Source organism: Bradyrhizobium sp. 172, from assembly GCF_023101065.1.
GTDB lineage: Bacteria > Pseudomonadota > Alphaproteobacteria > Rhizobiales > Xanthobacteraceae > Bradyrhizobium > Bradyrhizobium canariense_D.
Genome location: NZ_CP064701.1, coordinates 4189268 through 4202739, shown reverse-complemented (window position 1 = coordinate 4202739; position 13472 = coordinate 4189268). Strand labels below are relative to the sequence as shown.

Below are 13472 nucleotides of genomic sequence, written 5' to 3'. Positions count from 1 at the left end.
GGCGCATTGCCAATGCTGTGCGTGGAACTGAAAACCCCGCCAGCATCGGTGATGCTGACGGGGTCTTCGTGCTGTTGCCTCAACCGGACGGCGGAGGCTTCCGCACTTGAGCAAACAATTCGCGGAACGCGTGCCCGTTCCATGCGTGGCCGGATTTATTCCGAACTCGGTTCCACAGGCTTGCGCGCAACCATAGCAACGCGCCGGCGTTGTCTGCGCGAGATACGAAGGAGGAGATTCATGATGAGGAAGACACTGGCAGTTCTGGCTACCGTCGCGGCCGTTGGCGTGACCGCGGTCGCGGCGCCTTCGCCTGCCGAGGCGCGCGGCCGCGGCATCGGTCCGGGCCTCGCGTTCGGTCTTGCCGCCGGCGCCATCACCGCGGGCGCCGTCGCCGCGTCGCATCCTTACGGCTATGGCTACGGCCCGCGGTATGGCTACTATGGCGGCCCCGCTTATGCCTACGGCCCTGGTCCCTACGCTTATTACGGTGATGGACCATACTACCGCCGCCACCATTATTACCGTCACTGGTAACGGCTGAACAAACGAAAAGCCCGGAGCAATGCTCCGGGCTTTTTTCATGCTCGGTGATCCGGTGTCGTTACGGCCAGAGCGAGGGCCGTTCCGCCTTGCGCGCGTTGTCGAGCGTCGACACGAAATACTCTTCACGTTCGCGCTTGAATTTTTCCTGGGTGGCACGGAAGGCGGCGACACGGGCGGCGATCTCTTCGCGTTCGCGGATTTTGCGTTGTTCGTCCTCGGTCATGTTAAATCCCCTCTGCACGTGAGTATGTGTCCTACTGAACCCAAGCACTGCCGCCGCAATCACGTTGAGTCGCGTCAACACATGCATTGGCGCTTCTGATTGGGGCGTCAATGGGGAGGAGGCATTGCAGGATTGTGATAAGCGAGGGTCGGAAAAAATTGCCGACCATGTCTTGCGTGGCGGTGGAGAACAGCGTCAATAATCTTGTCGCTTGCGCATGTTGCAGCTAGCGCAAAAACAAATCAGTAAAACAAAAGCAAAACGGGAGGCGGCGTTGATTGCATCGGATCTTCGCAGCGGCGTCGAGCGTCTTGGCGACATGATCGCCGAAGCCAAACGGATCGTGCCGTTCACCGGCGCCGGCATCTCGACCGAATGCGGCATCCCCGACTTTCGCTCGCCGGGCGGAATTTGGACGCGCAACCGCCCGATCCCGTTCGACGAGTTCGTCGCCAGCCAGGAGGCGCGCGACGAATCTTGGCGCCGGCGCTTCGCCATGAAGGAGGTCTTTGCGGCGGCCAAGCCCGGCCGCGGCCATCGCGCGCTCGCCTCACTCTACCGCGCCGGCAAGGTTCCCGCGATCGTCACCCAGAACATCGACAATCTGCATCAGGCCTCCGGCGTCGCAAGCGATCACGTGATCGAACTTCACGGCAACACCACGTATGCGCGCTGCATTGGATGCGGGCAGGCCTATCCGCTTGATTGGGTGAAGCGCCGCTTCGACGAGGAGGGCGCCGCGCCCAACTGTACCGTGTGCGACGAGCCGGTGAAGACCGCCACGATCTCCTTCGGCCAGACAATGCCCGAGGACGAGATGCAGCGCGCGACGGCGCTGTCGCAAGCCTGCGATCTCTTCATCGCGATCGGTTCCTCGCTGGTGGTATGGCCGGCCGCGGGCTTTCCGATGATGGCGAAGGAATCAGGTGCACGCCTGGTGATCGTCAATCGCGAGCCAACCGAGCAGGACGACATCGCCGACCTTGTGATCCGCCACGACATCGGCGAAACGCTGGGGCCCTTTGTCGGTAATTGAGGCAGCAATTTGATTCGCGGCTGTGCAAGCTGTTCATAGGTTCCGCCGAATCTCTTTTTTGTCTATGCGTCGCAACCGGGAGTGTTATCTTTTGAGTCGAAAGATTCGCGTCGCGTCGAGTTGAGAAGATTCTCTAAAGACGCGTGATTCGGCGCCGCCATTCAGGCGGGTTGCATGGCATGTGTGGGGTCCGGGGTTATGGGGTCGTCGGACGGATTTGAGTCCAAGAAGGTCGGAGTTCCCGCGGTGGGCGAACACGGCGGTGGCGGTCGCGACAGTGCACTCAGTCCGTTCACCGGACTTGGTGAGAGCAGCGCCAACCTCGTCGAGGTTCACGGCGTCATCAAATGGTTCGACGCCTCAAAAGGCTACGGCTTCATCGTTCCCGACAATGGCTGGCCCGACGTGCTCCTGCACGTCACCGTGCTTAGGCGCGACGGCTTCCAGACCGCCTACGAGGGCGCCCGCATCGTCGTCGAGTGCATCCAGCGCGCCAAGGGCTACCAGGCGTTCCGCGTGGTCTCGATGGACGAGTCGACTGCGATCCATCCGGCGCAGATGCTGCCGCCGCGCACCCATGTCACGGTGACGGCGACCAGCGGGCTGGAGCGGGCTCAGGTCAAATGGTTCAACCGGCTGCGCGGTTTCGGTTTCCTGACCTGCGGCGAGGGCACCCCCGACATCTTCGTGCACATGGAGACGCTGCGCCGCTTCGGCATGACCGAGTTGCGGCCCGGCCAGTATGTCCTGGTCCGGTTCGGGCCCGGCTCCAAGGGCATGATGGCGGCCGAGATCCATCCCGAGACGGGATCGCCGGTTTCGTCCCACTAATTCCATTCCCGCGATCGTGAGCAGAGGCGCGCTGGCTGGCCGGCGCGCCTCTGGCTTTTCCGGTGACCGCCACGTAAGGACTGGTCCAGTCCCACGCCTCGAGAGCCATCCATGAATTTCGATCGAAAGGCCGTCTTCGCCCTTGCGAAGGGCTGGCTTGCCGCCATCCTTGTCATCGCCGGCTGTGCCGTCGCGAGCGCACCCGTGCGCGCCGCCAGCTTCCAGCCCCTCGAGATCGTCACCAGGAACGGCGTGCAGGTGTTCTCGGTCGAGGTCGCGACGACGGAGGAAGAGAAGCAGACTGGCCTGATGTACCGTAAGGAACTGGCGGACGGCAAAGGCATGCTGTTCGACTTTAATCCCGAGCAGGAGGTGTCGATGTGGATGAAGAACACCTACGTCTCGCTCGACATGATCTTCATTCGCGCCGACGGCCGAATTCTGCGCATCGCCGAAAATACCGAGCCGATGTCGACAAAGATCATCTCATCCAGGGGGCCCGCGCGGGCTGTTCTGGAGGTGGTGGCAGGCACGGCGCAGAAATATGGCATCCGCGCCGGCGACCGCGTGGGCCACCCGCTGTTCGGCAGCAAGTAGGCGGGAGGGCTTATTGCCCCGTCCTGGCGGTCTTTTGGGAAGCTTGCTCGCGCCTTTGGAAGGCTTGCTGGCGCTTTGGGAAGCGTGTATCGACGGGGCTCGCCGGACATTCGGGGTATAGCGCAGCCTGGTAGCGCGGCAGTTTTGGGTACTGCAGGTCGTTGGTTCGAATCCAGCTGCCCCGACCAGTCCGAGGTGGGCCAGACCCGCGCCTCAGAACAATAGCCAATCGGCGAGGCGCCAGGCGAGCGCAGCTCCAGCCGTGCATGGCGCGCGTTCGATGCCGATGCCCGCAGCCGCCAAAGCCTTCCTAACCCTCGGCGCTCATTCCCTGCGCAACGCGACTTTCCGCGCGACATTTCAAGGCATTGGGGCGGGTCGGGCGGCGCGGAATGCGTAAAACTTTGTCGAACCTTTAGGCGTCGTCCTAGACATATTGGTGTTGGGGATTTCAGCGCCCAATGCCTAGCGGACGCCGCCAAGCGATGATATTCCGCTTGCGCGGCGTTACGCTTTTCCAACCATCAGTTCGTCGCGTACCAGCCGAACGGAAACGGCAGGAATGGCCAGGCCAGCTGATTGTCGTTGGCGACCTTCCGCGGCTCCTGCTCCGGCGTCTTCGCGGGCAGAGCAGGCGGCGTCGAATGCAGCGCCAAGCGCAGACATGCACATTGCAAATTCATCGTGGTGGCCCCCGCCCATCAATCGTTTTCAAAAATTCGCGTCAGGCTGGAAATCAACGCGCGTCCTCAAAACGACGCGCTCATTCTCAAATCGCACACAGTCTAGGAAAATCGGCGGCCGCTTTCAACCGGTCTCGCCACGCGCTCACAGGAGGTAAGGTTGATCGGTTAGGTTAAGAGCGAGCGGTTGTTGCGGGCGCCTTCGCGACTGTTATCAGATCGGTTCGGCTTGCGACGGTCTGCCTGAAATTCGTGCTCACACGACATCACAGTTCGTCGCAGCGCTCGTATCCTGTGAGTTCTGTATCATGTCTCTCGATCGCAACGTCCGAACCGTCGGTCCGCAGGCGAGCTGGACCGAGATCTGGCACCTCTGGACCGTGTTCGTGCCGCGCCGCTCGATCAACGGGCAGCTCGTTTACGGCAAGGTCTGGCGCCGCCACGACGGCCGTGACTGGATCTACAAGAAGTTTACCGAGTACGACAGCGAAGCGGCGGCCTGAAGCGGCGGCGCTGTCGTCCGGCGGGATCGGAGCTGCCCGTTCAAGCGGCCTTTGCGGCCGCAGTCTTGGGCGGCGGCGGCTTCAGCGGCTTGTCCTGCTTCTTCGACCAGGAGATGTAATAGGCCACCGTCGTCATGATCGCGATCCCGGCGACGCTGACGAAGATCTGCGCGAACAGCGAGCCCGAGCTCATCGACAGCTCGAAATGACCGACGAAGGACAGGAACACGCCGACGCAGAACACGGCGAGCGACTGCTGGCCGCACACGATGATGGGGTCGAACCCTTTCCATTCCAGGCCCGGCCAGTCCTTGGGAACGAAGCGGATCACCAGGATCACGATCACGACGAAGTGGATAAAGCGGTAGGGCGCGAGGTTGGTCTTGTCGTTCGGGTTGAACGCCGAGAACAGCCATTCCGGGAACATGCCGCCGAGGGTCGGGAAGCGGCCGGCCATGGTCATGACCAGCGCAAACAGCATGTAACCAAGACAGAGCCACAGCGTGACCGGTGCGTTGATCAGCGTCATCGAGCGCCGCGCGCCGCCCATGGCGCACCAGGCGCCGAACACGAACAGCACCTGCCAGCAATACGGGTTGAAGTACCACTGTCCGGCCGGATAGGCGTTCAGGTTCAGGCCGAAATGGCGCGCGGTCAGCCACAGCACGATGGACAATGCCATCGTCAGGTCCGGCTTGCGCAGCATGAACCAGAGCACGGGCGGAAACAGCCCCATCAGCACGATGTAGAGCGGCAGCACGTCGAGATTGAGCGGCTTGAAGCGCAGGAACAGGCCCTGGCGCAGCGTCTCGGTGGCGTTGTCCACCAGGCCGGCGACGTTGAACTCGTTGATCATCTCGGAATCGCCGAAGCGCAGCGCCAGATAGCTGATCGAGGCGATGTAGATCACGAACAGGATGATGTGGGCGACGTAGAGCTGCCAGACCCGCTTGGTCAGCCTCGTAGCACCGACCAGGAAGCCGCGCTCGAGCATCATCCGCGCATAGACGAAGGAGGCGGTGTAGCCGGAGATGAAGACGAACAAATCCGCGGCGTCGGAAAAGCCGTAGTTGCGGGTGGTGATCCAGTTCACCACGTTGTCGGGGATATGGTCGAGGAAGATCGCCCAGTTCGCAATGCCGCGAAACAGGTCGAGCCTGAGGTCACGGCCCTTCTCGGGGAGCGTGGCGTTGATGTTCAGGAAGGACATGCGACGGGAGCTTTCGGAGGGGACGGACAGGTAGATGTCAACGAAGCAGGGCCACCGGGCGAGACCCCGGCGCGGAAGGCGGGTACGCAATTGTCACGATGCAGCATAATGATTATACCCATCGGCGAGCCATCCCGGGGGGCCGGAATCACCGATCAGTTCCCTAAAGGTGTCTCTATACTATGCCCGCGGTTTCCACCAACTGCTACCGTGACGCATCGAAATCGAACGAAAAGACGAACAAGAGGCCCGGACCGTCCATGACCGCACGCATTTTCAAGCCCGCCAAGAACGCGATGCAATCCGGCCGGTCGAAGACCAAGGAATGGCAGCTCGACTACGAGCCCGAGCAGCCGCGCGCGGTCGAGCCGCTGATGGGCTGGACCTCGTCCGGCGACATGAAGCAGCAGATCACGCTGCACTTCCACAGCAAGGAAGAGGCGGTCGCCTATTGCGAGCGCAAGGGCATCGCCTACCAGGTGATCGAGCCAAAGGAATCGGTGCGCCGCCCGGTCGCCTATGCGGACAATTTCTCGTTCCGCCGCGGCGAGCCGTGGACGCATTGAGGGCGGGCAACGAAACTCTCGTCATGCCCGGGCTTGTCCCGGGCATCCACGTTTTAGCGTCCACGTAAAAAGCCCGCGGTTGGCCGGGACAAGCTCGGCCAACCACGCCGGTTCTTCCCATCGTCCTGCCCTTGGCAGCCATTCCGCCCCGTGCTTCGCTGTCTCGCATGATGCGACCATGACGAGGTGGGCTATGGCGGGGCGTGACCAGCTCGACGGCGTCGATCTGAAAATACTCTCCGAGTTGCAGCAGGACGGGCGGGTTCGCAATAACGAGCTGGCGCTGCGCGTCGGGGTGTCCGGGCCCAACTGCGTGAGGCGGCTGAAATCGCTGTTCAGCCGCGGCGTGATCCGGGCGGTGCGCGCCGTTATCGACGAGCGGCTGCTCGGCTACGAGGTGGTGTCGTTCGTCTCGATCCAGCTCGGCAGCCAAGCCCAGCCGGTGCTGGCGGCATTCGAGAGCTCGATCGCCGCGATCCCGCGCATCCAGCAGTGCTGGCGGATTTCGGGAGACACCGACTATCTTCTCAAATGCGTGGCGCCGAGCGTCGAGAGCATGCGCCAGCAGCTCCTGCATTTCGCCGCGATGCCGAACGTGAAGAACGTCCGCAGCTTTCCGGTGCTGGGCGTGGCGAAGGACGTGCCGCTGCCATTGCAGGAGATCGCGGCGGCAGGATAGTTCGGCGGCGACGGGTCCCAAAACGTAGCTCGCGTAACGACGTCCAAACATCCGAAGGCGCGGGAGTGACTCCCTTACCGGGATACAGGTTCGGATAAGGCGGATATAAACATAAGTAACTCACCTAACTGTGACATGTGATTTGCGAAGTTCTGCAATGCGCCGAAGCGTGATTGCCGGTTCCTGGTGCTGGCCTACATGCGAGGTGTGAACCTCAGCCTGCGTCGCATGCCGAGGCCTCTTTTCTGGGACCCTGAAGCAGGAAAAGACAACATGACCTCGATCTCGAAGACGTTCGTCGCATCCGCTGCGACGCTGTTTGCATCTGCGTTTCTCATGATGACCGCGCCGGCTGCCCAGGCAGAAGACTACTGCATCACCAATGGTGCCCAGGCCGCGCATGGCTGCGGCTATCCGACGATGGAGGCCTGCCGGGCCGCGGCCGGCGGCATCGGCGGCTCGTGCTCACAGAGCGGCGGCGCGAAGACGTCGGCCGACGCGCTGGCCTTCCAGCCGAAGCAGACGCACTCGCGCACCAAGCTGCGCCCGGGCGGGCAGACCAACTCGAACTGAGCGAGACCGTTTGGAAATGTTGCGGCCTCCAAGTTGGATCTCGGAGGCCGCAACAGCATGACAACCCGCGCTTCAGCGATACCTGCCGCGAAACTCGCGCGGGGAGGCGCCGGCCCAGGTGCGGAAGGCGCGAGAAAAGCTCTTCTCGTTGCGGAAGCCGGCGATCTCCGCGATCCGCTTGATCGGGCTGCGACCGCGCATCAACTCCTGCTTGGCGAGCTCGAATTTTGCCTCTTCCTTGAGATCCCGCAGTGAGGTCGCTTCATCGCGCAGGCGCCGATGCATGGTGCGGGTGGAGAGTGCCAGCTCGCTTGCGACATCCTCGGCGCCGAGACTGCGTCCGCGCGCATTGCGGAGTACGCGGCGAACGCGCTCGACCAGCAGCCGGTCGCGCCGATAGGGCAGTACGGTCAGCCGCAGCGCGCCCTTGAGCATGTTGTCGAGGTCCGCCGCGCTCCGGGTGAGCGGCAGCGACAGGTAATGCTTGTCGAAGGTGATGGAAGCGCGGTCCGCACCGAAGCGGATGTTTCGGCAAAAGATGGTCGGATAGACCGAGACGTGGCCGGGCTCGGGGTACGGAAATTCCGCGGCGCGGAGCGCGATTTGCGAATCCACCGCCCAGCAGGAGAAGCCGAGAACATAGCGGAGCAGGGTGACCAGGCAGAATTCGCGTAGAGGTCCGAGGTCGGCCAGTTCGCGGATGGACACGACCGCGGTCTCCTCGCCGACGGCGAGATCGAGCAGCACGTCCTCGGTGAGCAGACGATGGTGCCGGCACCAGCGCTTGAGCGCGACCTCCAGCGTCGGGGCGGTGATCGAGGCGCGGCACAGCATGCCGTAGGTGCCAAAGGGCAGCCGCCGCGAGAACCAGCCGAGCGCCTCGTCATCGAGTTCGCGCATGGCATGGCCCGCCAGCGCCTCGAACTGGCCGGCCGTGACCCGCCCATCCGGAGAATTGACAAGGTCCGGCGTTACCTGACCCCGGCTCAGCGCCTCGGTCGGATCGCGGCCGTAGCGTTCGTAAGCGGCAACGACGCCGCGGACGAAGGCGGCAGGGGTCACGGCACGGCGCGGGATCGCGGTTGCGACTTGAAAAGGCATCGGAAAATCCTCTGGGAAAATCCTCGCCAAGTTTGGCGGAAAATGCAACCTTTTCGACCGCAGAAGGGCCCCGATGCCGCTAGGTTCGGTCCCCAAAATAGGGAGGAATCGCCTTGAATATCCCGAGCATCGATTTCGATCTGGGCGAAGACATCAGCATGCTGCGCGACACGCTGCGCGCCTTCGTGGAGGCGGAGATCGCCCCGCGTGCCGCCGATATCGAGAAGGCCAATCTATTCCCGGCGGACCTCTGGAAGCGCCTTGGCGACCTCGGCCTGCTCGGCATGACCGCGCCGGAGCAATATGGCGGCTCCAACATGGGCTATCTCGCCCATATCGTCGCGATGGAGGAGATTTCGCGCGGCTCGGCCGCGGTCGGCCTCTCCTATGGCGCCCACTCAAATCTCTGCGTCAACCAGATCCGCCGCAACGGCAATGATGCGCAGCGCGAGCGCTATCTGCCAAAGTTGATCTCCGGCGAGTATGTCGGCGCGCTCGCGATGTCCGAGCCCGGCGCCGGCTCAGACGTCGTCTCGATGAAACTGCGCGCCGACAAACGCGGCGACCGCTACGTGCTCAACGGCTCGAAGATGTGGATCACCAATGGCGGCGATGCCGACGTGCTGGTGGTCTATGCCAAGACCGATCCGGAAGCGGGCCCGCGCGGCATGACCGCCTTCCTGGTCGAGAAGGGGACGAAGGGCTTCAGCCACGGCCAGCATCTCGACAAGCTCGGCATGCGCGGCTCCAACACGTATCCGCTGTTCTTCGACGAATGCGAGGTGCCGGAGGAGAACGTGCTTGGCAAGGTCGGCGAGGGCGTCAAGGTGCTGATGTCCGGCCTCGACTATGAGCGTACGGTCCTCTCGGGTGGACCACTCGGGATCATGGCGGCCTGCATGGACGCGGTGGTGCCCTATATGCACGAGCGCAAGCAGTTCGGGCAGCCGATCGGCGACTTCCAGCTCATGCAGGGCAAGCTCGCCGACATGTACGCGACCTGGCAGGCCACGCGCGCCTATGTCTATGCGGTGGGGCGTGCCTGCGACCGCGCCGATCACGCGCGCAGCTTGCGCAAGGACGCCGCCGCTGCGATCCTCTATTCCGCCGAGAAAGCGACGTGGATGGCGGGTGAGGCGATCCAGGCGCTTGGCGGGGTCGGCTACACCTCCGAATTTCCGGTCGGACGCCTGTGGCGCGATGCAAAGCTCTACGAGATCGGCGCCGGCACCTCGGAGGTCCGGCGCATGCTGATCGGTCGCGAATTGATGGCTGAGACGGCTTAAAACCTTCACGCAATTGGAACCAACATGCCGCTCCATTCCAGCATCGATACGTCTTCTTCGGACTTTGCGCGCAATTCCGAGGCCATGCGCACCCTCGTCGCGGATCTGCGCGAAAAGCTGAGCCAGGTTGCGGGCGGCGGCGGCGAGGTCTCGCGCAACCGCCACACCTCGCGTGGCAAGATGCTGGCGCGCGAGCGCGTCGACCTGCTGGTCGATCCCGGCACCGCGTTCATGGAGCTGTCGCCGCTCGCGGCCTATGGCCTTTACGGCGGCGACGTGCATTCGGCGAGCGTCGTCACCGGGGTCGGGCGCATCGCGGGCCGCGAATGCGTGATCGTCGCCAACGACGCCACCATCAAAGGCGGCACCTATTATCCCATGACCGTGAAGAAGCATCTGCGCGCGCAGGACGTGGCGCGGCAGAACAATCTTCCCTGCATCTATATGGTCGATTCCGGCGGCGCCTTCCTGCCGCTGCAGGACGAGATCTTTCCCGACGAGCGGCATTTCGGCCGCATCTTCTACAACCAGGCGCAGATGTCCTCGCAAGGAATCCCGCAGATTGCCATCGTGATGGGTTCCTGCACAGCCGGCGGCGCCTATGTCCCCGCGATGTCGGACGAGAGCATCATCGTGCGCAACCAGGGCACGATCTTCCTCGGCGGGCCGCCGCTGGTGAAGGCCGCGACAGGCGAAGTGGTGACCGCGGAGGAGCTTGGTGGCGCCGACGTGCATTCGCGGCAATCGGGTGTGACCGATCATTATGCCCAGAACGACGCACACGCGATCGGCATCGCCCGCCGCATCGTCGGCACGCTGAAGCCGTCGGTACGACCAAACCTCAACATGCATCCGCCGCGTGATCCCTTGTTCGCGGCGGAGGAGATCTACGGCGTGGTGCCCGTCGACGGGCGCAAGCCGTTCGACGTGCGCGACATCATTGCGCGCGTCGTCGATGGTTCCGAGTTCGACGAGTTCAAGAAGCTCTACGGCACGACGCTGGTGTGCGGCTTCGCCCACATCTGGGGTTTTCCGGTCGGCATCATTGCCAACAACGGCATCCTGTTCAGCGAGAGCTCGCTGAAGGGGGCGCATTTCATCGAGCTGTGCTGCCAGCGCGGCATTCCGCTGGTGTTCCTGCAGAACATCACCGGCTTCATGGTCGGCAAGAAATACGAAGCCGGCGGCATTGCGCGTGACGGCGCCAAGCTGGTGACGGCGGTCGCGACCGCGTCGGTGCCGAAATTCACCGTGGTGATCGGCGGGTCCTACGGCGCCGGCAATTACGGCATGTGCGGCCGCGCCTACTCCCCGCGCTTCCTGTGGATGTGGCCTAACGCGCGCATCTCGGTGATGGGCGGCGAGCAGGCCTCGATGGTGCTGAGCCAGGTCCGCCGCGACAATATCGAGGCCAAGGGCGACAGCTGGTCGAAAGAAGACGAAGATAAATTCCGCGAGCCGATCCGCGCGCAATATGAGAGCCAGGGGCACCCGTATTACGCGACCGCGCGGCTTTGGGACGACGGCGTGATCGACCCGGCCGATACAAGGCTGGTGCTCGGCCTCGGCCTCTCGGCGGCGTCGAATGCGCCGATCGAGCCGACGAAATTCGGCCTGTTCAGGATGTGATGCGATGGACCGCTCAAAGCTCTACCGCCGTTTTCGCACCCTCCTGATCGCCAACCGCGGTGAGATCGCCTGCCGCGTGATCCGCACCGCGCGCGCCATGGGCCTGCGCACGGTCGCGGTCTATTCCGAGGCGGATCGCGACGCAATGCATGTCGCGCTCGCCGACCAGGCCGTGCTGCTTGGGCCTGCGCGTGCCCGCGACAGCTATCTCAATCCCGAACGGCTGATCGAGGCCGCGCGCAAGACCGGCGCGGAGGCGATCCATCCCGGCTATGGCTTCCTGTCGGAGAATGCCGAATTCGCCCAGGCGTGTTTCGACGCCGGCCTGGTCTTCGTCGGCCCGACAGCGGCAATGATGACTGCCATGGGCTCGAAGTCCGGCTCCAAGGCGCGGATGGAGAAGGCCGGCGTCCCGCTGGTGCCCGGCTATCACGGCGAGGCGCAGGACGATGCGACGTTGGCGAAGGCGGCCGAGAAGGTCGGTTTCCCGATTCTGGTGAAGGCGTCCGCCGGCGGCGGCGGCCGTGGTATGCGCATCGTTCGCTCCGCGGATGAACTGGCGCCTGCGATCGTCAGCGCGAAGCGCGAGGCCAAGGCCGCGTTCGGCGACGACCGCATGCTGATCGAAAAATATGTCGATAACCCCCGGCATATCGAGGTGCAGGTGATCGGCGACAGCCACGGCAATCTGCTCTCGCTGTTCGAGCGCGAATGCACCCTGCAGCGCCGCCACCAGAAGGTGATCGAGGAGGCACCGTCGCCGACGCTCAATCCCGCCCAGCGCGAGGCGGTCTGTGCCGCCGCGCGAAAGGCCGCGGGGGCCGTCAACTATGTCGGCGCCGGCACCATCGAGTTCGTCTCCGACGGCAAGGACGTGTTCTTCATCGAGATGAACACTCGTCTCCAGGTCGAGCATCCCGTGACCGAGCTGATCACGGGGATCGACCTGGTCGAGTGGCAGTTGCGCGTCGCTTTCGGCGAGGCGTTGCCGCTGAAGCAGGACGAGATCAAGCTTCATGGCCACGCCGTGGAGGCGCGGGTCTATGCGGAGAACCCGACCAAGAACTTCATGCCGTCGGTGGGCAAGATATCAACCTGGCGTCTGCCCGCTGAAACGGGGGGGCTGCGCATCGACTCCGGCTATCGGGAAGGCGATACGGTCTCGCCATACTACGATGCGATGCTGGCAAAAATGATCGCATGGGCGCCGACGCGGGATGTCGCGATCGAGCGGCTGAACCGCGGGCTGGAAGAGTCCGACGTCCGCGGCATCGTCACCAACATCCCGTTCCTGTCGGCGCTGATGACGCATCCGAAGGTGAGGGCGAACGCGATCGACACCGGCTTCATCGAGCGCGAGCTGGCGGTCCTGACGCAGGCGTCGCCGGCACCAGGCGAGCTCGAGCTGTGTGCCGCGGTCGCCGCTGTGATCAACAACGAGCGGCAGGCTGCACAGGCGGACGCGAATTCGCCCTGGCAGACCTTTGGCTGGATGCCGGTCGGCCGCCGTCGGCGCGGCTTTGCTTTCCGCGTTGGACACGGGCCGGAGCAGAAGGTTGTGCTGAACTATGGCAGCGGCCCGTCGACGCTCGTGATCGGCGAGCGCGAGCTGGCGTTTACGATGGTAGCGAAGGACGGCGGCTTCGATCTGACCCTCGACGGCGTCAAAACGTCGGTCGCGGCCGTGATCGACGGCCATGAGCTGTATTTGCGCACGCGCAACGGCCGCTTCGATCTGCATTGGGTTGATCCGTTCGGCGGCGAGACCGAGGAGCAGGTCGGCGCGGACAAGATCGCAGCGCCCTTGCCGGGCACGGTCGTCGCCGTGCTGGCGGAGGAGGGCGCCAAGCTCGAGAAGGGGGCGCCGATCCTCACCCTGGAAGTGATGAAGATGGAGCAGACGCTGCGCGCCCCCTATGCCGGCGTGCTGAAATCCATCAAATGCAAGGTCGGCGACATCGTCCAGGAGGGCGTCGAGCTCGCCGTGGTCGATCCTTCCGGAGAATGAG

General features: G+C 63.7%; 15 protein-coding genes and 1 tRNA gene. 12 read left to right on the top strand and 4 right to left on the bottom strand.

The window, feature by feature from the left end; translation table 11 throughout:
- The first annotated feature begins 243 nt into the window (after window positions 1-243).
- Window positions 244-537: a hypothetical protein gene (locus IVB07_RS20250; RefSeq protein ID WP_026233439.1), complete on the top strand. Its 294-nt coding sequence runs from the start codon at window positions 244-246 to the stop codon at window positions 535-537.
- A gap of 67 nt (window positions 538-604) precedes the next feature.
- On the opposite strand, the gene IVB07_RS20245 is transcribed toward IVB07_RS20250, so the two are convergent.
- Complete coding sequence (locus IVB07_RS20245) at window positions 605-769, bottom strand: hypothetical protein (RefSeq protein WP_018457755.1); 165 nt, start codon at window positions 767-769, stop codon at window positions 605-607.
- A gap of 274 nt (window positions 770-1043) precedes the next feature.
- Here IVB07_RS20245 and IVB07_RS20240 point away from each other — a divergent pair, with 274 nt between their 5' ends.
- The 4 genes from IVB07_RS20240 to IVB07_RS20225 all read left to right on the top strand — a co-directional run bounded on the left by IVB07_RS20240 (window position 1044) and on the right by IVB07_RS20225 (window position 3421).
- The gene (locus IVB07_RS20240) at window positions 1044-1805 is read left to right on the top strand and encodes an NAD-dependent protein deacetylase (RefSeq protein WP_247362880.1); all 762 of its coding nucleotides are present in this window, start codon (window positions 1044-1046) and stop codon (window positions 1803-1805) included.
- Window positions 1806-2003: 198 nt separating this feature from the next.
- Window positions 2004-2636 (top strand): cold-shock protein, encoded by a 633-nt coding sequence (locus tag IVB07_RS20235; protein ID WP_018457757.1) that lies wholly within the window; start codon window positions 2004-2006, stop codon window positions 2634-2636.
- 111 nt (window positions 2637-2747) lie between these two features.
- Window positions 2748-3233 carry a DUF192 domain-containing protein gene (locus IVB07_RS20230; protein WP_018457758.1) on the top strand — a complete coding sequence of 162 codons (486 nt, stop codon included), beginning with the start codon at window positions 2748-2750 and terminating at the stop codon, window positions 3231-3233.
- 111 nt (window positions 3234-3344) lie between these two features.
- Window positions 3345-3421, top strand: a tRNA-Pro gene (locus IVB07_RS20225).
- Between the two features lie 336 nt (window positions 3422-3757).
- Here IVB07_RS20225 and IVB07_RS40420 read toward each other — a convergent pair.
- Window positions 3758-3889 carry a hypothetical protein gene (locus IVB07_RS40420; RefSeq protein WP_256374433.1) on the bottom strand — a complete coding sequence of 44 codons (132 nt, stop codon included), beginning with the start codon at window positions 3887-3889 and terminating at the stop codon, window positions 3758-3760.
- A gap of 335 nt (window positions 3890-4224) precedes the next feature.
- Here IVB07_RS40420 and IVB07_RS20220 point away from each other — a divergent pair, with 335 nt between their 5' ends.
- Window positions 4225-4419 (top strand): hypothetical protein, encoded by a 195-nt coding sequence (locus IVB07_RS20220; RefSeq protein ID WP_018457760.1) that lies wholly within the window; start codon window positions 4225-4227, stop codon window positions 4417-4419.
- Window positions 4420-4459: 40 nt separating this feature from the next.
- Here the strand turns inward: IVB07_RS20220 and IVB07_RS20215 are convergent, their stop codons facing one another.
- The gene (locus IVB07_RS20215) at window positions 4460-5629 is read right to left on the bottom strand and encodes an OpgC domain-containing protein (protein WP_018457761.1); all 1170 of its coding nucleotides are present in this window, start codon (window positions 5627-5629) and stop codon (window positions 4460-4462) included.
- A gap of 260 nt (window positions 5630-5889) precedes the next feature.
- Between IVB07_RS20215 and IVB07_RS20210 the strand changes: the two genes are divergently transcribed.
- The 3 genes from IVB07_RS20210 to IVB07_RS20200 all read left to right on the top strand — a co-directional run bounded on the left by IVB07_RS20210 (window position 5890) and on the right by IVB07_RS20200 (window position 7447).
- Window positions 5890-6195: an ETC complex I subunit gene (locus tag IVB07_RS20210; protein WP_007591346.1), complete on the top strand. Its 306-nt coding sequence runs from the start codon at window positions 5890-5892 to the stop codon at window positions 6193-6195.
- A gap of 193 nt (window positions 6196-6388) precedes the next feature.
- Window positions 6389-6874, top strand: a complete 486-nt coding sequence (locus tag IVB07_RS20205; RefSeq protein WP_007591345.1) for an Lrp/AsnC family transcriptional regulator — start codon at window positions 6389-6391, stop codon at window positions 6872-6874.
- A gap of 273 nt (window positions 6875-7147) precedes the next feature.
- Complete coding sequence (locus IVB07_RS20200; RefSeq protein WP_018457763.1) at window positions 7148-7447, top strand: DUF3551 domain-containing protein; 300 nt, start codon at window positions 7148-7150, stop codon at window positions 7445-7447.
- 72 nt (window positions 7448-7519) lie between these two features.
- On the opposite strand, the gene IVB07_RS20195 is transcribed toward IVB07_RS20200, so the two are convergent.
- Window positions 7520-8548, bottom strand: coding sequence for an AraC family transcriptional regulator (locus IVB07_RS20195; protein ID WP_018457764.1), 1029 nt, complete (start codon window positions 8546-8548; stop codon window positions 7520-7522).
- 113 nt (window positions 8549-8661) lie between these two features.
- Here IVB07_RS20195 and IVB07_RS20190 point away from each other — a divergent pair, with 113 nt between their 5' ends.
- The 3 genes from IVB07_RS20190 to IVB07_RS20180 are packed head-to-tail and all read left to right on the top strand — an operon-like array spanning window position 8662 to window position 13471.
- A complete protein-coding gene (locus tag IVB07_RS20190) occupies window positions 8662-9834 on the top strand; it encodes an isovaleryl-CoA dehydrogenase (protein ID WP_018457765.1) in 1173 nt (390 codons plus the stop codon).
- A gap of 24 nt (window positions 9835-9858) precedes the next feature.
- The gene (locus IVB07_RS20185; RefSeq protein WP_018457766.1) at window positions 9859-11463 is read left to right on the top strand and encodes a carboxyl transferase domain-containing protein; all 1605 of its coding nucleotides are present in this window, start codon (window positions 9859-9861) and stop codon (window positions 11461-11463) included.
- A gap of 4 nt (window positions 11464-11467) precedes the next feature.
- Entirely contained in the window at window positions 11468-13471 is a 2004-nt protein-coding gene (locus tag IVB07_RS20180) for an acetyl/propionyl/methylcrotonyl-CoA carboxylase subunit alpha (RefSeq protein ID WP_018457767.1), read from the top strand.
- Window position 13472 lies beyond the last annotated feature (1 nt).